The sequence below is a fragment of the Vibrio superstes genome, assembly GCF_003569005.1.
GTDB lineage: Bacteria > Pseudomonadota > Gammaproteobacteria > Enterobacterales > Vibrionaceae > Vibrio > Vibrio superstes.
Map to the genome: position 1 here is coordinate 1,020,519 of NZ_BCUR01000004.1, position 23,248 is coordinate 1,043,766.

A 23,248-nucleotide genomic window follows, 5' to 3' on the forward strand; every position below is an offset into this window, starting at 1 on the left:
TCAGCTAATTTACAGAGATTAAAGGTTAGTTTCTGTTTCGTAAAGCTCAGGTAGGAAACCCGCGAGAATATTCATCTCCCCTATAGCATGGTCCATCAGGGCAAGTGCTGAGTGTTTATCGAAGACCAACGCTCTTGCTAATGCGGTATTACCAAGCAGACTCTGAATTGAAAGCACGGTTTCGTTTTGATTGTTAGGGTCTCGTGTCTCAACATACCCCATCCAAAACACCGAACGCATTTCTGAACCATATTCCGTTTTGGTGACGATATGGCACATCTTATTTGCATTGATCAACTCTTCACGTAAACCGCCACGCGCGCAGATAACAAATCGGTCATTGGTTTCCTCATAATTATTTAGAATTTCTGAAGGGTCGACAAATTGAATACGCAGCTTATTTAAGGTTTCACCGATGTATTCATCGACTAAGTGACTGGCTCCAATGTGTTTGCCTGGAAGTTTACTTTCCCAGTCCATCCATAAATGCTGCGTAGGATACCAACGCTGATAATGCTCGATTGTCTGCATGTAATCTGCAAACCACCAACGAACCATTTCTGGCTCAACATCAGGCATTCTCGTCAAGGCTTTAACAACCATAATGCCATTTCCAGCGCGGTAAACACCTGTTTCTAAATCTGTGTGTGAATAGGACAGCACATCCTTTCCGCGATTGGCTGTTGCCCAAGGGTTAACCCCGAATACAGCGATAAATAAAGTGGCGGCCACCGCCAAAATTACAATGTGTTTCCTCATATTCTATCTTCCTATCAGCATTTAACAATACGAGTGTATTGTTAAAATCCAAATTAAGCAATACAGTTGTATTGCTTAATTCAATAATCCGACTGATTGGGTGCGATTTAAGGACGCCGTATGCTTATACCAATCGTAGTAAATAACTAATCATCCTAGCTTGTTAAAACACTCGATAACGGCGTTAGAATTTTTGATTGTAGAATGACTACTTATCAAAAAGTTCTGCCTTGTTATCCAGCGTTTTTCCTACGCTATTTCTGACCACTTACTTACTGTGATTGGTATTATTTGTGTAACTTTATATGGGAACATGAAGGCATCTCAGATAAAACATGTACGGAAAATTTGAATGCTGTCAGGAGGGGATAGATATGAATGACGCTATGTTATGAGTTATTAAGATATCAACGTTCTGGTTTAACAACAGAGAACGGCTCACAATTGTCCAGATACGAGCTACATATCCATTCGAAATAAGCAATGGCAAAGCAAAAAGCTCTCTTCATATGAACACTCTCTTTAAAAAGTAGAAATAACTCTCTGTTATGTTTGTTCTGGTTGACGATAGAAATTAATGATATGTCATCAAATGGCAGTTATTGAAATCCGACTTTGGTTAAGATGTACATCAAATCGAGGTCACCTAGCCAAATTAAGAGAGTTATGTATGTCTAACGTAGAAAAGAATTATGGTTTCAACACTCAGCAACGCCTTTTTGTGGGTTACACGCTAGCGGTACTAGTCGACTTAGTGGTACTAAACCTGTTTGACGAGTACTGGGGATTTGTCAGTATCGAGTCTTTTACAATCTCACTGATTGCCGCATTGCTACTTCAGTTGCTACTTAAGCTTTCTATTGGACTTGAGCATAAGATTGCTAATCACTTTAAATCTAAGCCAGGTAAAGCCCCTAAGGTATACCGAGCGATTTCGACTTATATCATCTTGGTTGGTTCAAAGTTCATTATGCTAGAAGCAATCAACTTATTATTTGGTGAGAAAGTACAATTTACCGGCCCTTGGAACGGTGTTGTCGCTTTCTTCGGTGTGGTATTTGCTATCTTGATTGCTGAAACGATTGTATCGAAGATCTACTTTGCGCTAGACGATACTAAGAAACAATCAGTTGAAAAAGTCACAGCTTAATCAATGCATTACAGAGTCACCTCGTAAGAGGTGGCTCTTTTGTTATCTTGCGAACCGTCATTTTTAGACCTAGTTAACTGCACCACAGTCAATAATAGGTATAATTTTTCTCCCCTCCTTATGCCTGACAGCTTGAATGAAAACGCCCACCGCAAAAGACGTCGCAGATGCTGCCAATGTTTCTATGAGCACGGTATCACGCTATCTCAATCGAACTGCCCCAATTACCAAACAGACGATTATTGCCATTGAACAGGCCATATCTGAGCTGGGTTTTGTTCCGTTAAACCCTAAGCAGAAAGTCGTTAAGACTAAAGAAAAATTGATTGGTTTGATGATTCCGACATTTGATAGCTCTTTTATTAGCAGCACTTTAGATGGCATGGACCCCGCCATTCAAAATAGCGCGTATCGCCTTGTTATCGAAACGAGCAACTGGAACAAGGATAGAGAAGTAAAAGTGATTCATCGAATGCTGAAGCAAGGGATTGAGGGGCTTATTGTTCTAGTGAATAGCTTGTCGGAAGCAGAAATAAAAGCCATTGTTGATGAGTTACCCGTGTTGGTTGTGGCTGGTGTGAGCGAAGGTATTTATCAGCATATAAGCATTGATAACGTGGCTGGTGGACGTTTGGCTACCGACTATCTTATTGAGCTTGGCCACAGAAATATTGTGAATCTTTACAGTAGCGAGTTAGGCAATAAGGATTCCTTGCTACGTAGCCAAGGTTATCGTGAGAGCCTTGAAAGTGCAGGAATACACTATGATACAAAGCTGAGTTTAGAGGGCGGTTATCGAGCAAGTTGTGCCTCGCGAGCAACACAATCATTGATTGATCAAGGTATCGAGTTTACAGCGATATTCGCGGGCAACGATCTTAGTGCTCTAGGGGTAATCAAGACCTTATCGCAAAATGGCATCAAGGTACCTGATCAGGTGTCAGTGGTTGGTTTTGATGATTCGCCCGCTGCGTCAGTGTTCTTACCTAAATTGACAACTATAAAGCAACCCTTGTCGGAAATGGGAGAGGTGGCGATACAACAGATGATGGCCATGATCGCTGGCAAAACGGCAAGTTTACCAACTTTAAAACTCGAGATTATCGTTAGAGGCAGTACCGCTAGGATAGCCTGAAAGGTGAAAACCGGTTTGGGATTAGCTCGCTTTATTCTTTGAGCTAGCGTACATCGATCCTAACCACAAACCCAAACCATCTCATGAAACAAAAGTCTATTTTTTCATGCAACTCATTGTTTATTAATGAAAATTATGATGAAAGCGGTTTGCTGTTTCATCTCTCACTATTGATAGCACTCTGAACACTTTTTCTTGCAGATAAATATAATCATTTCAGTTAATTAGAACACTTGCTGTTAAAAGTCCGCATTGTAAATGGAGCTGAAAACACACCGAAAATAGTGCTCTATTTGATGCAGCTAGGTAGTCTCAACGGTCTTAAGGGAAGAAACAATGAATCGAATTGCTAAACTGGGTAGTGCTTTGCTAATGAGCTCTATTCTTATGGGATGTACATCAGGCAGCAGTGTGCCTGCAGAAAACCAGAATGCCAACCAAGATACTATGGCGGCATCTGGCAAGTTAAATACGACTGATGTACCTTTGTATGGCGCGGAGGTTTACAGCAAGGATAAGGTGAAATTTGGTAAGTTTGTCGTTCGAATGAAGATGGTGTCAAACCCTGGTGTCGTTTCATCGTTCTTTACTTATGACAACGAATCTTGGCAGGGCGGAATACCTTGGCGTGAGATTGATATTGAAGTGATTGGCAAAAACCCAAATCAGTTCCAAACCAACTTAATCACGGGTGACTCAGCGAATCGAATCCATTCTGAGAATATTCACGAGCTTGCGAATATGGATGAATTTCATGAGTTTACCGTGATCTGGACGCCAGATAAGATCAGTTGGTTGGTTGATGGTAAAGAGGTCTACACAGAACGTGCTGAAGATTCTCAGCAAGTCATTGATATGCGCTCGTCTCCGCAAAGCTACCGTATGAACCTATGGATTTCAGAGGCGGCTGAATGGGTTGGCAAGTTTAATAAAGAAGATCTTCCTCTCTACCAATACGTTGATTGGATTGAGTACCACAGCTATGAAAATGGTGAGTTTGAGCTAGATTGGCGTGATGACTTTACCTCTTTTGACAGCGAGCGTTGGGGCAAGGGAGATTGGGGCTTTGATTCCAACTTAGTGACCTTCGCGCCAGAGAACGTGATTATTAAAGACGACATGCTTATCCTTGGCTTAACGGCAGGAAGCAAGGGCATCAAATAACACCTAATCTCAACCGTTTATTTAGGTATTTTGAACACCGCTTTGCTCCGTTGGCTTAGCGGTTTTTTTAGTCTTCAATTCATCACTTTGGACGCACTGTCTCTAACGATGAGCTCAGCGGGTGGAACGAAAGGTTTATCGGCATTGCTGCTCATTATGTCGCAAATATGGCTTAGTGCTATCTTACCTATTTCATACAAGGGCTGGCGCACTGTGGTTAAGGCTGGGGTGACTATTTCTGAGGTATAGAGGTCATCAAAACCGATAACGGAGACTTGTTGTGGAACGGCAATATCATGTTCTCTTAGGGCTTGAATTACACCATAAGCGCTTAAGTCATTAGCAGCAAAAACCGCGCTGAACGCAATATCATCTTTGATGAGCTGAAGAACTGCATTGTAGGCGGTTTTAGTATAATAACCACCATCGACAATGAGCCTTGAATCGACCTGTAGTCCCGCCTCTAACAAGCTTTGCTTATAGCCTTCTAGTCGGTCTTTGGCATCTGGTCCCTCGTTTAAGCGGCCATGAGCATGAACAATCTTAGTATGTCCTAGCTGTATTAAGTGGTTGGTGGCAATCCTTCCTGCAATCACATTGTCGATCTTGAGTATCGGCAGAGATCCCTTATCTGAGCCTGCAACAATGAGTATCGGAAGCGTTCCTACCAATCGTTTAATTTCATCTTCGCTAAGTAAACTGACCACCAGTACTAGGGCATCCACGCCCAAGTTGAGCATCTGCTTTATGACCTTTTGCTCTCGAACCTTGCTAAAGCGTGAGCTTTCAATTCGCAAGCTGTAGGCACTGTTTTGGGCGCAATGATTAATGCCGTTTAAGATGCTAGCAAAGTACGAGTTATCGAACGTTGGCACTACTACGCCAATCTTCATGCTGCGAGCCTTGTTACCATGATGTTTTGTGGTCTTGGCGCTAAAGCTTAGCTCAGATATTGCTTGCTCTATCGCTTGGGCTTTCTCTTTGGCTATGTATCCCGTTTGATTGTTGAAGCGAGAAACAGTGCTTACAGAAACGCCAGCGAGGCGAGCGACATCATAAACGGTAGGCTTTTTCATATAGGTAGATTAGCGACTGAGCGTTATTGAAGAGTGATGCAATAATGTATCTTATTGTGAGATAAAAAGGTTTTGATTTTGCTACTTTTGTCTTGTATGTCTAGGCAGTGTTGACCTTTTGCTCGACCAGAAGCCGTTTGGGTAGTGCTGTGTTGGGTATTAAACAAAAATAACCTCAAAAAGTCAGCGGGCCTTAAGAGCACAGATAAAAAAGCACCAGAGGAACCCCCACTGGTGCTTTGCTTGTTTGGCGTTCTATTTACGCAGGATCTAGCTCCTTACATACTCGTTTTTGAACAAGTGGCGGGGCAGGTTCGTAGTGACTCAAACTCATGGTAAAGGTACCTTCTCCGCCCGTCATTGCCTTGAGTCTTCTCGAGTAGTCTTGAAGCTCATTAAGAGGCGCTTTAGCCATGATTAGGGTATGGCCGATGCTGATACTCTCACTGCCTTCCACAAGCCCTCTGTTCCCTGCAAGATCACCTGTGACATCACCAACGCTATTGATAGGCAACTCTAAGGTGAGGTCTACAATAGGCTCTAGAACAATAGGGTTTGCGTCTTGAACGGCTTGAAGAAAGGCTTTTTTACCTGCGATAACAAAGGCGATCTCTTTAGAGTCTACAGAGTGGTGTTTACCGTCAAACACAGTCACTTCAATGTCTCGTATTGGATTGCCAGAAATTGTTCCTTCATCCAAGCCTTGGCGAACGCCTTTTTCAACCGCGGGGATCAGTGACGTAGGGATAGCGCCACCCACTACCTTGTTGACGAATCTAAAGCCTTCGCCACTGGCGAGGGGGCTGACTTTGAGCTTCACCTCACCAAATTGTCCAGCACCGCCACTTTGTTTTTTGTGGCGATAGAGCGCTTCTGCTTCTCGGGTAATGGTTTCAAAGTATTCAACGCTCGGTTGGGAGGTGTCCACTTCTAGCTTGTAAACCTTGGCCATTTTTTCTAGAGCGACCTTGAGATGAAATTCCCCCTGACCGGAGAGTAAGGTTTCGTTGCTGCGGTGGCGGTGTTCAATCTCCAAGGTAGGGTCTTCACACGCAATACGTTGTAGCACCTCTCCCAATTTTTGTTCATCTCCACGTTTTTTGGGTTTTAGGCACAGTGAGTACATAGGGCTTGGGAAATCCAAGGTTTTTAAACTGACACCATCTTCATCATGCGAGTCGTGAACAATTGAATCGAAGTTGAGTTCATTGACCTTGGCGATTACGCAGATATCTCCGGCTCTAGCATGGTCAATTTCATTACGGCTTTTGCCTTGCAGTTGATAAAGGTGCCCAATCTTAAATGCTTTATTGCTCTCACCAACAAAGAGTTGGCTGCCTGTGTGTAAGTCTCCTTGGAACACTCGAAGGTACGCCATTTTTCCCATATAAGGGTCGACGCTGACCTTAAACACGTGTGCAACTGTATGCTCTAGAGTCTCACAGTTCACCGGCGTAAGTTTGCCGTCTTTCTCTAGCAAAGGAGGGTTGCCTTCATTAGGCATCGGCATGAGTTCACTTAGCGTTTTTAGCAGTAACTCTAGTCCAGCGCCTGTTTCTGATGAGACAAAGCAAATTGGGACTATGTGTCGTAGGCGCAGAGCTTCTTCAAATGGGTCGTGCAGCTGTGTTGCTGTGAGCGATGAGCCTTGTTCTAGGTAGGTTTCCATCAGGTCTTCATCAAGCTCAACCACTTGATCAATCAAGGCTTCATGCGCAGTATCAACAGCTTGGATAGAGGTAGTAAGCGTGTAGTCAGGCTCAAAGTAGCAATCGATCACATCAGTGCTATCTTTACTCGGTAAATTTAACGGTAGGCAGTTACTGCCAAAGATAGTTTGAATCTGCGTAAGGAGTTCGGGTAACTGCTCTGGGCGTGTGTCTATCTTGTTGATGATAATCATCTGGCAGTTGTTTCGCTGTTTGGCGAAATCAAACAATCTGCGAGCGCTTTGATTGATTGGAGTATTGGGGTCGATAACAAGCGCCGCTGTTTCAACGGCAGGAAATACGCTTAGGCTTCTTCCTAGTAATTCGTTCTGTCCTGGAGTGTCGATAACGTTGAGACGGTGTTTTTTGTAGCTTAGGGTGACGGGGGTGGCTTCGATGCTGTGTTGATAATGAATGGATTGCTCATCAAAATCGGTGACAGTATCACCTCTGTCAACACTCCCAAGGGAGTTGGTTTCATAACAATGAAACAGCATCTTTTCTATTAAAGTGGTTTTACCTACACCGGCTTGACCGGTAAATACAATGTTGCGAATGTGATTGATAGGCATAGTAGCCTCCTTGCAAGATTCTTTCTAGATATCCTCAACCAAAGGCATTGAGAACTAATTTGGGCAATAGAAGGTTGGGGCGGGAATTCCCGCCTTGTCGTCTTCCAAGTCATCTTGCGAGATAGGAGCCGCATAGGCTGTACTCAATGGAAATTGAACACTGTTATAGCATGACGAATTTCATTGGCTCTTGGTGTGATCAGCCTAGTTATTAGGCCGTTTGAAAGTTAATCTAAATCAAAATTTACTTAGATAGTTTAAAAGTTGACAAATTTTGAGTGAAGGTTGTGAGTCTGAATGCTATTTGAGAGTGAGGCGTTGAGTAAATAGTAGGAAAATCGTCGCGTTTTAAAGTAGACTAATCTACCGTGTTTACGTCAATTAAGCAGATCTAAAGAACCCTATGCAAGACCCTCGCGAAAGCTCTAAAACCGAAGCCATCATTGAACACGCTACTGCCAAGTGCAAGCAAAACGGTGGACAGCTGACAGAAAAACGAAAGAAGATCCTATTGTGTCTGACTGGAACTCAAAAGGCGCTATCGGCTTATGAAGTCGCTGATCTGTATAAAGAACAGTATGGCCAGAGCATGTCACCGATGTCGGTTTATCGCATATTAGATTTTCTGCAAGAGCAAGGCTTGATTCATAGACTGCAAATTGCCAATAAATACATCTCATGTATGCACATTACCTGCGCTCATAGCCATGAAACGGCGCAATTTTTAATTTGTTCTAATTGCTTTAAGGTCAAAGAGGTCAGTATCGATCCTGCACTGTTCAGTGAACTAAGGCAAAACGTCGCTGATGCTGGCTTCGTATTTGCTAGTCAGCAACTAGAGGTGAATTGCCTTTGTGAGGATTGCAAAAACCTATAGGGTTAGTGAGCTATTTACCCATCTGAGGTAGCCAATCCAAGATAGCTCGTTTGAAGCTTGGGCGTTGCATTATGGCTTCTTTCCACTGTTCAAGGTGCTGATAATTCTCAAATGGAAATTTGGCGGCTTTGAGTACGATAAGCTGCGGCACCCAGGCAATATCCGCGAGAGAGTATTCTTCTCCGGCTAACCATTTGTGGTCCTTTAAGCGCTCATCCATCTTTTTAAAACAGTCATCAATAACCTGTGTCGCATTGACAACGTCTTGCTCAGAAAACCCTTCATTAGAATTAAATCGTTCATGAAACTCGAGTAGAGCCTTATCAAAGGTTTGATTCTTGCGATAGTCACCCATCTCTTGTTGTGAGCGTTTCATCTTATCGCTGAAACCAAGGTTCGCATACATGTAGGTCTTGATGGATAAGTGATTGTCACGGGCTAGGTACATCCACTGGTACATCTGGCTTTCGTCCTGTTTGGACTGTGGGCGAAGAGAACCTGATGTGTAGTGTTGATCGATATAGTCGATGATATCCGCCGAATCAATGATAACTACGCCGTCGTCCACTAGAGTTGGAACCACAGCATTAGGGTTGATGCCAATGTATTCCTTGGTTAGCTGCTCGCCTTTTTGTAAATCGATAGGGTGGCTTTCCCACGCTAAGCCTTTTTCCTCTAGCGCAAGTCTCACTCGCATTGCACAGTTAGAAAATCCTGTGTGGTAGAGATGCAATCCTTTGAAACTTTCTACCGATTTATTGGTTGGTTTGATAATACCCATCTTGTTACCTCTTCATCGATTAGTGCTAGTGAGGGAAATCTGAACAACCAAATGGTTGACAAACACAACTTTAATGTTATTGGTGGATTTTGTCAACCATTTTATGTCTGTCATTTTGTTGGTTCATTTTAAAGAGCTTCAGGAAGGTGCTATCAACAGAAAACCTAGCTAGATAAAGCGTTGTAATTTAACAATTAAAACGACGGTTTGATGTTTCTAGGTGATCTAGTGGTGGATTGTACAATGTGCGCTGGATCAGCCTTTGTTAGAGTCATAGAGGTCGGTCTAATCGTTTTAGATCCTGATTATGACCGACGTTTTTAGGCTCTATTGTTGTATATATTATTGGCAATGAATATTGTCTTTAACCGCTTGTGGAACCGCTATATTGTCACATTTAAGGGTAGTAGGCGCTTTATCTTGTTGCTGTCCATTAGTTTCAACGTACTGGTCGACATCACCCGTCGCTTCTAGTTGCACTAGGGCTTGATTGTGCTCAACGGCGTTGATAGTGGCTTGCTGATCAGAAGTCATGGTTGCCATGTGTACCTCGGCTCTGACTTCGTCAGTAGACTCTGCAGCATTATTGGGATTTGCTACTGCTGCGCCTGCCATCAATGCAGAAGTAATGAGGCCCAGTTGGATAGTTTTGACGATGTGCTTGTGGTTCATGAATATTCTCCTAATCAAAAATCAATGACACCGCAAACGGCTGCGGTGTTTTGCTGTTGATAGAAGATTACATCGGAGTTTGTATATCTTTTAATCGCATTTGTAGGGTGCTGCCCTACAAAAAACGGCCACTAGGGCCGTTTTGTATAAGGTTACTATTATTTCCAAGATTGCTGATAAACGCGAGTTAGGTTGCCACCAAACAGCTTACGCAGGTCTTCGTCGGTGTAACCCATTTTCCAAAGTTCATCAACAGTTGCCGCTAGGTGTTTAGAAAGTTCAGCACAGCCGGTAGCACCTTCATTGAACGCATAAATCATATAACCATTATCGGTATATTTGTCCGCATGCTTCTTGGCAAAAGCGACCACTTTCTCTGTTTTCATCATGTCATCGGTAGCGATACCCACATGGTCAACACCAACTACTTGCACCGCACCATCAATCATTTCAGCATATTGCTTTGGTGTAATGTCTTCTGGCCAAACACCGTCCATCATCCACTCAGTACCAGTGACCGAGATGACGCCGCCCATGTCGGCTACTGTTTTTGCTTGTTCATCTGAGATCAGGCGATAACAAGGAGCAAGGCGGTAGTCAGCATCGCCTTTTTTCAAACCCTTGCTTGCCATGCGCTCTTGCGTTTCAGGCACTGTTTCATGAGGCTCACAACCGTAGGTAGAGGCCAGAGGTGAATGCGAATAGATTGCAGGGACACCCTTATGGTTCTTCTTCATATAATCGGTAATGTCTTTGGTGGTCTGGTTCGACGTATGCGAAAGGTCAACGGTAATACCGTGTTTCACCATCTCGTCGATGACGTTCTTACCAAAATCGGTTAGACCCGATTTGTCACCACCCATGCCAGAGATCACGCCAACACCGGTTTGCTCTTTGCCGTTATAAACCAGTTGCATGGTTTTGATGCCCATATCCGCCATGGTTTTTACCTTACTTACATCACCTTCCAGCATCATCGTGGTTTGAGAGTTCCACATAATTGCGTACTCACCATTTTTGTGTGCCAGTGCAAAATCTTCAGGCGTCTTTACAATGCGTATCTTGGTATCGGCGGATTTGATTGCATGGTTCCACTTTTGATACTCAGACTGAAATGCTATCCACGTTGGTGTATGCGGCGCGCCTAGAGTAATTGAAGCACCAGTAATGCCACGTTGATGGGCAAGGTCAATGTATTGCGCTACTTCTGAGTCTTTGTCCCAGCCCGTTTGATAAGGTGATGCATAGAAATCGATAGCGACATTGTCCACAACAAACTGCTGCGCTTTAGGGGTTGCCTGCTCGTGCCAATCTTTAGTTTCAATGGATGCAAATGCTGAAGTAGACGCAAAGATTATTGATGCAAGAAGTAACTTTTTCATATCTAAATTCACCTGTTTGTTTAGGCTGTATCGCCGTGTTGATGTAGTTACTATAACGGTTGGAAAATCTCCAGATACCCATATTGCGCCACATATTTCAGAATGATCTTAGGGTAGGTAAAGCGTGCAAGGTAACTGTAACATATTGATTTGTAATTATTAGCTTAGACTAAATCTCAACTAGTGAAGGAAAATATAACGTTTAAGAGCGATGAAATAGTTGGGTATAGAAGCGCACAATAGTTAAGGCAACCATGACGTACACCAGCATGTTCACCGGCGTCGTGATCTCATAGACGAGCCACTGTGGGTTGCCGAAGATAGGAGAAAAACAGACTTGCCAAACAAGAAAGGTTGAGAACAACTGCCAGTTAAGCTGACAGTTGTTGGTTCTTGTTACAGCTCAGAGATTAACCTTGAATGGTAAATGTCGCTGATAGCAGAGCGTTTGAGTCGTTACCGATGAATACGTCTATCTCACCTGCATCGTTGGTAAAGCGCTCTTCAGCGCCGTAGTATGCCAATGATTCGGGTGTAAGCGTTAACTCCACCTGTATTGACTCTGCAGGCTTAAGGGTTACCTTCTTGAATGCCTTGAGCTCTTTTACTGGGCGGGTAGTGGAAGCCACTTTTCGTCGAATGTAACACTGGACGGTTTCACTTGCGATAACCTTACCAAGGTTAGTTACGGTCACCAAAACCTGTTGGTCTTCATTAGGCGTAACCATTGCGTGGGAGAGTGTGATATTGCCAAATTCAAATTGGCTGTAGCTCAACCCAAAGCCAAATGGATACAGTGGGGTTTCTAAACTGTCTTTGTAGGGGTGATAGTCAGGGAAACCTCGCATTTTACCTATAGGTTTGCGAGCGTAATACATAGGTATTTGCCCTGTGCTACGAGGGACTGTTATTGGCAATTTACCACTTGGGGATACCTCACCAAACAATAGTCTTGCCACCGCGGTGCCTGTTTCTGTTCCCGACTGCCATGCTTGAAGTAGTGCATCGGCGTATCGTTCTGTCATCGGTGACGGAATTGGGCGCCCGGTGCACTGCACTACAATCAGAGGCTTACCTGTCTCGCCTATCGCTTGTATGAGTTCTTCTTGACCTGGTGGTAGCGTCAACTCAGCGATATTACGTGCTTCACCATTACGGCGTTGGCTTTCGCCGACACATAATACGACCACATCAGCGCTGTTAGCGCACTCAACCATTTCATCACTAAAGGTGGCGTGCTCAGTTAGAAGCTCAACGTTTTTTACTAGGTTAGCAATGCCTTCTGCAATAGAGGTGACGTCGCCCGCTTTACCGTCGAGACACCAAGAACCAAGGTGTTGGCGCTTGGAATGTGCATGAGGGCCGATCACTGCAACCTTGTAGGCTTTATCGCGTAAAGGTAACACTTGGTTGTCGTTCTTAAGCATGACAATACTTTGCTCTGCTAAATCGAGGGCTTGAGCGACGTGATCGGGGTGGCGTAGTATTGTTTTATGCCTATCTGGATCAACGTATGGGTTCTCAAATAGGCCCACCTTAAACTTCGCCTCTAACACTCGGCTGGTGGCAAGGTCGATGGCTTGCATTAATTTGCAGTCGTTCTCAACTAGTTGCGCTAAATGGTCTTCGTAAGCTTCATTGGTCATGGCCATGTCGATGCCAGCCAGTAGTGCCTTTTTGGCCGCGCCTTCGCCATCTTTAGTGACACCAAAATATTCAAGGTCAGCAATGGAACCCCAATCACTGACAATCATACCGTCAAACCCGTTCTCTTCTCTGAGCCAGCCGTTTATGAGCTTTGAAGCGGATGAGGTTGGCGTGCCTCCAAGGTCATTGAACGCTGTCATTAAGGTGGCGACACCGGCTTCTACTGCTGATGCGAAAGCAGGTAGGTAGACGTTATGTAAGGTATTGTCTGTGATTTCCGTTGTGTCGTAATCACGACCTCCCTCTGCAGCACCATAACCCACAAAATGTTTAGCGCAAGCAAGGATAGAGTCAGGGTCACTTAGGTCGTCACCTTGGAAACCTTTTACAACAGATTGAGCGAATTGCGAACCGAGATACGGGTCTTCGCCACTACTTTCAATAACCCGTCCCCAACGAGGATCGCGCACTATGTCTAGCATAGGGGCAAAGGTCCAGTTGATGCCCAGTGACGCCGCCTCTTTAGAGATACTGCGATACGCTTCTTGTACTAGTTTAAGATTCCACGAAGCCGCTTGTGCTAAGGGGATCGGAAGCACCGTTGCTTGACCATATATAACGTCTCTGGCAAAAATGATGGGGATGCCCAATCGACTGCCTTCTACTGAGGCCTTTTGAATTTCGTTTAGCTGCGCTGGCTCTACCGTGTCGACAGGGTTGTTTCCTGCCCAAGCAGTCTCAGCTAAGATTTTCGAACCCCATTGTCCCTGTTTAACCTTAGCTAGATAGTGTTGTTTATTGTTTTCGTAGTCATGCATCGGACATTGGCATAACTGACCAATTTTCTCAGCTAAAGTCATGCGACCGAGTAAGTCATGTACGCGCTCTTTAACCGGTAATTTAGCGTCTAAATAAGCATTCATTACAGCTCCTAAAATGGGATAAATACCCTTGAGATTTTGGCAATGGCTTAGTTCAACATAGAACGCGTTAAGGGCATAAACTCTTTGTAAGTGAGATGCTAGAACATTGATGCATATCGAGTTTTTAATAGATACAGCATCAACAGCTTCATTTCGAGCCTGTCTCTGTTTCCCTGTACCCGCCTTGTTCTAGGTGGGAGATGGAGTTAAGACTATAAAATGAGTGCATCTAAGAGAAGTTTCCCCCTTTTTTAGACGCACTCTAATGGAAAATATCGGCCTGTACTTTGCTAACTAATGAGTGTTGGGATAAGAATTGCTTACTTGTGCGCAAACTTCACATGCTGATCGGCTTGCCAATGAATCCCTTTAGAAAGTGTTTGTGAAGTAAGGGTTCGCTGGATAAATGACGTTGTCATTTCAGTTCTATATTGCTCTCTTTCTTGCCAAATAACAGTCTTTTCGATTTTCAAGCCAGAGTTCATGTTGCTGCATAACTATAGAAAATAGCGAGCTTTGTAGGTAATCATTTAGCCATTTTCGCAGATTAGGGTAGGGGCTTTGACGAAAGCGCTGTTTGTCGATCTTGGCGAATTTACGCATAAAAGGTAATAGCGCAATATCCACTAGGCTTTCATTTTCTGAGAACAAATAGGGGGACTTGCTTAGTCTTGCCTCAAGTGAACCAACATACTCTTCACAAGCTTCACGACATTCTTGTAGGTCGTCGTCGTGATAGCGCTTGGCGCAGCTGTAAGCGTCAAATAGAGGAATGAAATTGCGCTCAAACTCAGTAATGAAAGAGATCATCAAGGGTAGCGCTTGCGGGTCTTCGCAGCGCAATAGATTGCCGGGGTCATCTTGCCTTAAAGCCCACAGCATGATCTCTAAGCTTTCTTCTAAGACAACCATTTGGTCTGCGTCAGTATTTGGCAAAACCAATACCGGCACAGTGCCCTTAGGGGAGGCGAGCAGCATTTCTTTTGGTTTGTTGTCCAGCTTAATGGCTCGAATGAGAACCTGCTGATTGGCCTTTATAAGCGCAGTTCTTGCTCTCATAGCATAGGGGCAATGCTGCAGTGAATAGAGTATTGGCATTTTTTTCATACGCTTAAGTGTAGTGAAGAAAACCGCGAAGCTACTTTTTGATGTACAGTTTATGGGTTTCATTTTGGATACAACTTACGTTTTGTGAGCCAGTAAACTTGACTAACTCTTCGCCAACTCGTTAATATTGGCGCATCACTTCTTTCGGAGATTACGCCAATATGAATAACTAAACCTGTCATCCATTTTTCATTTTATTTTTGGATTTACAGGGTTAGTAGGCGTAGCTCACTTACCGATATTTCGTTGCACCAGACATTAATCTAGTTTCTCTACGCTTTGCGTGTGTTGGCATCGATCTCATCTTAAAACTGCATTTATCACTGCATTAGCTGCGGCTGTTGTCCCTGTCATACAGGAGGCAAATTATGCCAGTATTACAGGCTAACCATATTAGCCATCAATTTGATAACGGTGATATGCCGTTTCAACATCTATCTTGCGCTATGAATCAGCGCCGTGTTGGGTTAGTTGGGCGCAATGGCGTCGGCAAATCGCTGTTTGCCTCTATATTGTGCGGAGAGATAGCACCATCTGATGGCAAGGTGACCTTACCCTCTTCGTTTGCGACTTATCGCCAGCAACCCTCAGAGTTACTCTCTAGCAACAGCACCATTGCGCAGTTTTTAGGGAAAGATAAGGTGCTCGAAGCGATCGGAAAGATTGAAGCGGGCGACAGCTCTGAACACTGGTTTGAACTCGTGGGAGAACAGTGGGATCTTGCGATTAGGCTACAGAATCAATTGCGAGAAATAGGTTTACCACCGCGTTCAGACGCACTTTGTTCAGACCTTAGTGGAGGACAATTGGCACGACTGCAACTATGGCAATTGTTTGAACAAGACGTTGAACTTCTCATTCTCGATGAACCCTCAAACCACCTTGATGTAGCTGCCAAGCAATGGTTGATAGAAGCTATGCGCTCTTTTGAGGGGGCTATTTTACTTATCAGTCACGACCGTGAACTGCTTCGTCAAATGGATGAAATCTGGGAGTTATCGGGGCTGGGTCTTACCGTGTTTGGCGGGAACTACGACGATTATGCAGAGCATAAACGGACGGAGCTAAGGGCTGTCGAGCGTCACTTAGCCAATGTAAGCAAGCAAACTAAGCGTCTAGAGGAACAAGCGCAGCGCAATCGCGAAAAGGCAGAGCAAAGGGCGGCGCAAGGGAGTAAACAGCGCAAAGAGGGAAGTCAGCCAAAGATTTTGCTGGATGCGAAAAAGGATCAAGCAACCGCACGAGCCTCAAATCGGACTAAGAATGAGCAGCTTCGCCAAGCTCACTTGCAAGATAAAGCGCAAACATTGAAATCGAGAAAAGAGCAACTGGAGAATCAAAGGCTTTATCTTGCCGATACCCAAAGTAGCTCACGAAAGGTTATTTCGCTGCTTGAGGGGGTATTGCCGTTTGGCCATGCACAGCCGATTACGTTGCAGGTTTTTGCGGATGATAAGATTCATCTTATGGGTAGCAACGGAAGCGGTAAGTCGACGCTATTAAAGATATTACTTGGAGAATTCGCACTTAAGAGGGGCGAGTTGCATATCAATACCCCATTGTATTACCTAGACCAGCACTTTGGCGGTATTGATGTCGATCTTTCTATATTTGAGAACCTGATGCAGCAATGTGAAGGTATGCAAGAGAGTGACGCTAGAACCTTGCTAGCAGGGATCGGTTTTCGTCGAGACCACGTATTTCGCCTTGCTAAAGTACTTAGCGGTGGCGAAAAAATGAAGCTTGCTATGCTCATTGTCAGTCATCAGCCAACGCAGCCGTTACTTTTGTTGGATGAGCCTGACAACCACTTAGATCTTGAGTCGAAGATGATGCTGGCTACTGCACTGCAGAGTTACCAAGGAGGGTTTATTTTGGTGAGCCATGACCAAGACTTTTCTAAAGAGTCTGGAGTGACTCGACAGATCCAGTTTTAAGCCGCGATAAATACCCTTGTCTAATCCTGAGTCAGCGCGAACAACGCTGGCTCATTACTGTGCCTTGTCAATGTCAGTTATGTCTCAAACTAACCGCCTTCAAATCTAGAAATTGATCTAAATTATCAAGTTATTGATTTTCTGAGAATTATTATTGGAAAGGCGATCTTGATTCACGTTTTGAATCCTCGTTCTTTGATACAACAGAGTACACCTACTACCTTTGAGGTAATTGCGTGCCCCGTTGCCAGATAGAAGGCTTATTTGGTGATGAGAGGTCAAAGTGGCGCTCATAAACCCAGTTGTAGATATATTCACTCATGCCGATGGTTTAGTTCGGGCTTTTAGAATGTGCAAAAAGTACCGCTAAACAAAGGAAACTATTATGAAGAAACGTTATATCGCTTTGATTGCACTGATCGGTGTCGGTATTGGTTGGCTCAGCCTAGGTGGTACAGCCGCAATACTCCACTATACCTCTAGCACTGAATTTTGTGTGTCTTGCCACACTATGGAAAAGCCACTTTTAGAGTACCAAGGTTCAGTGCATTTCAGTAACCAAAAAGGGATTCGCGCTGAATGTGCTGACTGTCATATCCCTGAGGAACCACTGGATTATTTGATTACCAAAATTCGTGCCTCGAAAGACATCTATCACGAGTTTGTCACCGGCAAAATTGATACCGACGAAAAATATGAGCAGCATCGTTTAGGCATGGCTGAAATGGTGTGGGAGCAAATGCGTGATAACGACTCGGCTACGTGTCGCTCGTGTCATAGTTGGGAAGCAATGGAAACCTATGACCAATCAGCGAGCGCGCAAGATATGCATGCTTATGCGCAGACCAGCGGTGAGACCTGTATTGATTGCCACAAAGGGGTTGCACACTTCCCACCACAAATGGAGCTAGATACTTCAGAGTTCGATCATCTATTTGATCTCGCTAAAAATACTCAGCCAAACGCTGAAAATGTTTACCCAATTGAAAGAATTCAAATGGGTGAGCTTGCGACGATTAACCCAACCGTTAAATTGGCAACCGTTGACAGTGACGGTGATAAGCGCACTGTTAAAGTCTCTGGTTATCAAATGAAGGGTGCTGAGACGGTTATTTACATGGGTGAAGGGCAACGTGCAATTCTGGCCACACTCACAGAGCAAGGCATTGAGGCACTTAAACTGGGTGAGCCTAAAACAGATGCCTACGGCAACGAATGGCGCACTGCTGAGCTGACGGGTTCTATTGAAGACCCTGTTCTGGACTCTGCTGAACCACTTTGGGCCTACGCCGAGCAGTTGGATAATGTTTATTGTGCAACATGTCACGCCAAGATTGCACCGCATCACTTTACAGTTAACTCATGGGGACCTGTTGCTAAGAGCATGGGAGACCGAACTGATATTACTGAGTTGAACCTTGAGATCTTAACTAAATTCTTCCAAAACCACGCTAAAGACGTGGCAAATCATGAATAAGGACGATGTGACTATGACTAATATTTCTCGTCGCGGTTTTTTGAAAGGTGCAGGAGCCTCTGCAGGTGCACTCGCTATTTCATCTATTGCCCCGTTGCCTGCTAGTGCAGCTACTGGTCGTTCTGACTCATTGATCCTAACCGCCAGTCGAATGGGACCATTATTGTGTGAAGTCAAAGATGGTCAGTTGGTTTCAACTAAAAGTGGTTTAGCTCAGACTGTCCCGAACAGTTTGCAGCTTACAGGACCGTCACAGGTACACACCAAAGCTCGTGTTAAGTATCCGATGGTGCGTAAGGGCTATCTAGAAAACCCGAGCAACCCGCAAGGGGTTCGTGGGCGTGATGAATTTGTTCAGGTGTCTTGGGATGATGCATATAAGCTGATTCATGAACAACACATGCGCATTCGCAAGCAGTATGGACCAGAGTCGGTGTTCGCTGGCTCTTACGGCTGGCGTTCAAGTGGCATTTTGCATAAAGCTCAAACCTTACTGCAACGCTATATGAGTATGGCTGGAGGCTATTCTGGTCACCTAGGGGATTACTCTACGGGTGCTGCGCAGGTGATTATGCCTCACGTTGTGGGCTCTATCGAAGTGTACGAGCAACAAACGACTTACCCTGTGATTTTAGAAAATAGTGAGGTAGTGGTGCTTTGGGGGCTTAACCCTCTTAATACCCTGAAAATTGCTTGGTCTTCAACGGATGGACAAGGGCTTGAGTTCTTCCATCAGCTGAAAAAATCAGGCAAAACTATCATCATAATTGACCCAATGCGTTCAGAAACGGCAGAGTTCTTTGGTGATGCCGCGCAATGGATTGCTCCTAACCCTCAATCCGATGTGGCATTAATGATGGGGGTGGCGCATCAACTGCTCGCAAACAAACAACACGATACCGAGTTCCTAGATAAGTACACCGTAGGCTTTGATAAATTTGAAGCGTATTTGATGGGTAAAGAGGACGGTGTCGAGAAAACACCGCAGTGGGCTGCTGAAATCAGTGGTGTATCGGTGAAACAGATAGAGCTACTGGCTAAGATCTTCAATGAAAACCGAACCATGCTTATGGGCGGATGGGGAATGCAGCGTCAGCAATACGGCGAGCAGCGCCACTGGATGCTAACTACATTGGCATCAATGCTAGGGCAAGTAGGCTTACCCGGTGGAGGCTTTGGTTATTCTTATCATTACTCTAACGGTGGTAACCCAACGCGTGATGCTGGCGTACTACCTGCTATCTCACCTACGCTAGGTGGCGCATCAGCTGGTGGTAATGACTGGGCTATTCAGGGGTCGGTTACCGCATTTCCTGTTGCTCGCATTGTTGAGTGTCTCGAGCGTCCTGGAGCTCAGTACCAACATAATGGTCATACGCTTACGTTCCCTGAACTCAAGATGATCTGGTGGGCCGGTGGTGCCAACTTTACCCATCACCAAGACACCAACCGCTTAATTGAGGCATGGCAAAAGCCAGAATTAATCGTCATCTCTGAACCATACTGGACGGCTGCGGCTAAACACGCAGATATCGTGTTGCCAATTACGACGTCGTTTGAGCGTAACGATATGACCATGACCGGAGACTATTCAAATCAACATTTGGTTCCAATGAAACAAGCGGTTAAACCGCAGTTTGAAGCGCGTAGTGACTTAGATGTCTTTTCTGATATGGCTGAATTTATTAGGCCTGGTGGAAAAAATGTTTACATGGAAAACAAGACAGAGATGGAGTGGCTGCGCGATTTCTATAAAGCGGCTCAGCAAGGTGGACGCAATGCCCGTGTACCTATGATGAACTTCTCCAAGTTCTGGGAAGCAAATGAGTTGATAGAGATGAAGTGGAATGAGAAAAACGCGCAATTTGTTCGTTTTGGTGATTTCCGTGAAGACCCTGTGATGAACCCGTTAGGTACACCAAGTGGCAAGATAGAGATCTTCTCTAAGACCATTGAGGGCTACAAGCTAGAAGATTGTCCTCCGCACCCAACCTGGATAGAGCCTACCGAATGGGCGGCTAACTATAAACAGGGTGAGTTGCAGTTAATGACCTCTCATGCGGCACATCGTCTGCACAGTCAGTTTAACTACGCAGATATTCGCAAGGAGTATGCGATACAAGACCGCGAGCCTATTACTATTCACCCAGAAGATGCCAAAGCTCGTGGAATAAGCGATGGTGATCTTGTTCGCGCCTTCAATGACAGAGGACAAGTCCTGGTTGGGGCTCATGTGTCTGATGGAATTAAACAGGGCAGTGTGTGCATACACGAGGGTGCATGGCCAGATCTTGATCCTAAGACTGGCATGTGTAAAAACGGTGGACCGAACGTGCTAACTATGGACATTCCAACCTCTCGCCTAGCCAATGGTAACTGCGGTAACTCTGGGGTGGTTAGAATTGAAAAGTTTGTTGGTGAAGCACCAACGCTTACAGCATTTACACCACCTAAGAATGGGTAAATCTCAGCTCTAAAGTAGAGTGCTAAAAATAATAGAGGCAACAGCAGTGTTGCCTCTTTTTTATTGAGCCTAAATTATCGTGTATTAAATCTGATGAGGGTGCGTATGCTAACAAAAGAAAAAACAGGGCTTATCGTCGTTGATGTTCAGGGGAAACTAGCCCGGCGGGTACATGACAGTGAGGCTTTGATTTTTAATTGCACAAAGCTGATTACTGGCGCGCAGATACTGGGTCTCCCCATTGTCGTACTCGAACAAAACCCTCAAAAATTGGGCCCTACAGTGGATGAGATTGCGGCGCTTTTTGGTGACTTAAAGCCCATAGAGAAATTTACTTTTAATGGATGTGAGTCGGCCACTTTTGTTGAGGCAGTTAAAGCCCATAATGTAGAGACTTGGCTGGTCTGCGGTATTGAAGCGCATATTTGTGTGTATCAAACGGCAACAGGGTTGGCAGAGCTTGGATATAAGGTTGAAGTGGTCAGTGACTGTGTGTCGTCCCGTACTTTAGACAATAAGCATCTAGGGATAAAGCGCATAATTGAGAGTGGCGCTGTAGTTACGGGGCTAGAGATGTGTTTGTACGAAATGGTGGGGGATTGCAGGGCGTTAGAGTTTAAATCGATTTTGCCACTGATTCGCTAACAGAGCATCTTCATAGACGACATGAATAGCTAAAAACTAGACACGCAAAAAGGACTGGCAATAGCCAATCCTTTTTCATTTCACTCACTGTCTCGATTAAGAGTAATCAGAAGCGTAAGTTTCTTCGTAAGTGTGCGAGTAAAGCTCAAACAAGTTGCCAAACGGGTCTTCTAGGTACACCATTTTCTGTGGTTTGCTGTCGTCTTCTGGGTGGTAGCGCATGATGTCCATACGAACCTTACCGCCGTATTGTTCTGTGCGAGCGATAGCACCTTCAAAGTCGTCTGTTTGTAGGCAGAAGTGGAAGATACCTAGGCGAGAGAAGTCAACTTCGTGACGCTGTTGGCGCTCTTTCATTTCGAACATCTCAACACCGATGCCGTCAGAGGTGACAAGGTGTGCAATGTTAAAGCCTTTAAAGCCTTCGCCGAATACTGCGATACACATACGGCCAATAGCGGTTTCGCGCTCTTCGATAACCTTAGTGTTGTTCATTACGATATTAAGGCCTAGCGCTTTAGTGTAAAACTCAACCGCTTTGTCCATATCACCAACCATGATACCTACGTGATTCATTTTCATAATCTGCTCCAATCTCTTAGTCATTTGTTTCGTGTTTTGCGTCGATGGAGAGAGTATATGGAGAAAGCGTTATCAGTAAAAATTATTAAAAATTATCCAAATGATAACATTATGTTTTATGATGAGTATTCTCGATAGCAACAGCGCAAGTGTTGTCGAGTCCCTTGAGTATGTTTGATAGAGTAGACCTAATCGTTGATGGAAATAAGATGCTCTAAGACATGGAATTCAAGAACCTTAAAAGCTTTGTCGCGGTTGCTACTCACCTCAGCTTTTCCCGTGCGGCAAAGGAGTTGAATACAGTACAACCCGCTATTAGTCGTCACATTACCGCCCTTGAGGATGAACTGGATACCAAGCTCTTTTTCCGGACCTCAAGAGAGGTCTCTTTGACGGTGGCAGGGGAGAGGCTGTTTCAAGACGCTGGCTTCTTGCTTAGCCAGTTAGAGCAAACAAAGCAAGCCGTTGTGCGAGCCTCGAAGGGGCAGGTCGGGCGGTTATCTATCGGCTATCTAGGCGGAGCTACGTTGTTTTTCTTGCCAAGATTGGTGAGAAACTACATTCAAAGTCATGTAGATATTGATGTGAATTTGATTGAGCTAACGGCCTCTGGACAAATTGAAGCTCTATTAGAAAAGCGCATCGACATTAGCTTTTCTAGGCCTTTACCTGAACAATTCGCTGAGCGTTTTATTTCTAAAGAGGTTTATAAGGATAAGTTAGTTTTGGTGGTGTCCCGGGATCATCCTCTTGCTCAAGTACCTAGCATAAAGCTCAATCAATTGACCGATGAACCCTTTATTTTGTTTGCTCGTGAATCCGCAGTAGGGCTGTATGACTCTGTAATTAAAGAATGTCAGTTGTGCGGTTTTTCTCCACGCATTGTGAACAGTCCTCGTCAAATGCAAACAGTGCTAACACATGTGGCCTCTGGGCTTGGCGTATCGATTGTGCCCTCATCGGTTCGAGACTTACGTAGTGACGAGTGCGTATTTTTGCCCATAGAACATTTGCAATCTAGCCTGCAGTTAGTGATGAGCTATCGACAGCATAATACATCGCCAATGATTCAAGATTTTGTGGAACTGGTTGAGCAAGACCTCGATACTATACAACATCATATGTCGCGTTAATCTATGCACTTTTGTTATTGAATCTAAAGTAAATCATCATTTCTGTTATTAATCGG

At 44.5% G+C, this 23,248-nt stretch carries 18 protein-coding genes; 9 read left to right on the plus strand and 9 right to left on the minus strand.

Annotation, left to right across the window (positions count from 1 at the left end; translation table 11 throughout):
* Positions 1-18: 18 nt before the first annotated feature.
* The gene (locus tag D5I41_RS12680) at positions 19-759 is read right to left on the minus strand and encodes a DAPG hydrolase family protein (protein ID WP_119010089.1); all 741 of its coding nucleotides are present in this window, start codon (positions 757-759) and stop codon (positions 19-21) included.
* A 670-nt stretch (positions 760-1,429) separates the two neighbouring features.
* On the opposite strand from D5I41_RS12680, the gene D5I41_RS12685 reads away from it, so the two are divergent.
* The 3 genes from D5I41_RS12685 (at position 1,430) to D5I41_RS12695 (ending at position 4,208) form a co-directional block, all read left to right on the plus strand.
* The gene (locus D5I41_RS12685; protein WP_119010090.1) at positions 1,430-1,909 is read left to right on the plus strand and encodes a hypothetical protein; all 480 of its coding nucleotides are present in this window, start codon (positions 1,430-1,432) and stop codon (positions 1,907-1,909) included.
* Positions 1,910-2,045: 136 nt separating this feature from the next.
* Positions 2,046-3,044: a LacI family DNA-binding transcriptional regulator gene (locus tag D5I41_RS12690; protein WP_119010091.1), complete on the plus strand. Its 999-nt coding sequence runs from the start codon at positions 2,046-2,048 to the stop codon at positions 3,042-3,044.
* Positions 3,045-3,380: 336 nt separating this feature from the next.
* Entirely contained in the window at positions 3,381-4,208 is an 828-nt protein-coding gene (locus D5I41_RS12695) for a family 16 glycosylhydrolase (protein WP_119010092.1), read from the plus strand.
* Positions 4,209-4,282: 74 nt separating this feature from the next.
* Here D5I41_RS12695 and D5I41_RS12700 read toward each other — a convergent pair whose 3' ends face one another.
* Positions 4,283-5,284 (minus strand): substrate-binding domain-containing protein, encoded by a 1,002-nt coding sequence (locus D5I41_RS12700; protein WP_119010093.1) that lies wholly within the window; start codon positions 5,282-5,284, stop codon positions 4,283-4,285.
* 259 nt (positions 5,285-5,543) lie between these two features.
* Complete coding sequence (fusA, locus tag D5I41_RS12705) at positions 5,544-7,565, minus strand: elongation factor G (protein WP_119010094.1); 2,022 nt, start codon at positions 7,563-7,565, stop codon at positions 5,544-5,546.
* A gap of 403 nt (positions 7,566-7,968) precedes the next feature.
* Here fusA and D5I41_RS12710 point away from each other — a divergent pair, with 403 nt between their 5' ends.
* Positions 7,969-8,442 (plus strand): Fur family transcriptional regulator, encoded by a 474-nt coding sequence (locus tag D5I41_RS12710; RefSeq protein ID WP_119010095.1) that lies wholly within the window; start codon positions 7,969-7,971, stop codon positions 8,440-8,442.
* Between the two features lie 10 nt (positions 8,443-8,452).
* Here D5I41_RS12710 and D5I41_RS12715 read toward each other — a convergent pair whose 3' ends face one another.
* The 5 genes from D5I41_RS12715 to D5I41_RS12735 all read right to left on the minus strand — a co-directional run bounded on the left by D5I41_RS12715 (position 8,453) and on the right by D5I41_RS12735 (position 14,945).
* The gene (locus D5I41_RS12715) at positions 8,453-9,223 is read right to left on the minus strand and encodes a glutathione S-transferase family protein (protein WP_119010096.1); all 771 of its coding nucleotides are present in this window, start codon (positions 9,221-9,223) and stop codon (positions 8,453-8,455) included.
* Between the two features lie 342 nt (positions 9,224-9,565).
* On the minus strand, positions 9,566-9,895 hold the full coding sequence (locus D5I41_RS12720) for a hypothetical protein (protein ID WP_119010097.1): 330 nt from the start codon (positions 9,893-9,895) through the stop codon (positions 9,566-9,568).
* A gap of 158 nt (positions 9,896-10,053) precedes the next feature.
* Positions 10,054-11,277, minus strand: a complete 1,224-nt coding sequence (locus tag D5I41_RS12725) for a dipeptidase (protein WP_119010098.1) — start codon at positions 11,275-11,277, stop codon at positions 10,054-10,056.
* Positions 11,278-11,687: 410 nt separating this feature from the next.
* The gene (locus tag D5I41_RS12730; protein WP_119010099.1) at positions 11,688-13,847 is read right to left on the minus strand and encodes a glycoside hydrolase family 3 N-terminal domain-containing protein; all 2,160 of its coding nucleotides are present in this window, start codon (positions 13,845-13,847) and stop codon (positions 11,688-11,690) included.
* Positions 13,848-14,273: 426 nt separating this feature from the next.
* A complete protein-coding gene (locus tag D5I41_RS12735) occupies positions 14,274-14,945 on the minus strand; it encodes a glutathione S-transferase (RefSeq protein WP_119010100.1) in 672 nt (223 codons plus the stop codon).
* Positions 14,946-15,322: 377 nt separating this feature from the next.
* Here D5I41_RS12735 and D5I41_RS12740 point away from each other — a divergent pair, with 377 nt between their 5' ends.
* The 4 genes from D5I41_RS12740 (at position 15,323) to D5I41_RS12755 (ending at position 21,477) form a co-directional block, all read left to right on the plus strand.
* Entirely contained in the window at positions 15,323-16,891 is a 1,569-nt protein-coding gene (locus tag D5I41_RS12740) for an ABC-F family ATP-binding cassette domain-containing protein (protein ID WP_119010101.1), read from the plus strand.
* Positions 16,892-17,276: 385 nt separating this feature from the next.
* Positions 17,277-18,368, plus strand: a complete 1,092-nt coding sequence (locus D5I41_RS12745; RefSeq protein ID WP_119010102.1) for a NapC/NirT family cytochrome c — start codon at positions 17,277-17,279, stop codon at positions 18,366-18,368.
* 13 nt (positions 18,369-18,381) lie between these two features.
* Entirely contained in the window at positions 18,382-20,832 is a 2,451-nt protein-coding gene (locus D5I41_RS12750) for a molybdopterin guanine dinucleotide-containing S/N-oxide reductase (protein WP_119011507.1), read from the plus strand.
* A gap of 105 nt (positions 20,833-20,937) precedes the next feature.
* On the plus strand, positions 20,938-21,477 hold the full coding sequence (locus D5I41_RS12755; RefSeq protein WP_119010103.1) for a hydrolase: 540 nt from the start codon (positions 20,938-20,940) through the stop codon (positions 21,475-21,477).
* 96 nt (positions 21,478-21,573) lie between these two features.
* Here D5I41_RS12755 and D5I41_RS12760 read toward each other — a convergent pair whose 3' ends face one another.
* On the minus strand, positions 21,574-22,059 hold the full coding sequence (locus D5I41_RS12760; RefSeq protein ID WP_119009913.1) for a VOC family protein: 486 nt from the start codon (positions 22,057-22,059) through the stop codon (positions 21,574-21,576).
* A gap of 221 nt (positions 22,060-22,280) precedes the next feature.
* On the opposite strand from D5I41_RS12760, the gene D5I41_RS12765 reads away from it, so the two are divergent.
* Positions 22,281-23,192, plus strand: coding sequence for a LysR family transcriptional regulator (locus D5I41_RS12765; RefSeq protein ID WP_119010104.1), 912 nt, complete (start codon positions 22,281-22,283; stop codon positions 23,190-23,192).
* Positions 23,193-23,248 lie beyond the last annotated feature (56 nt).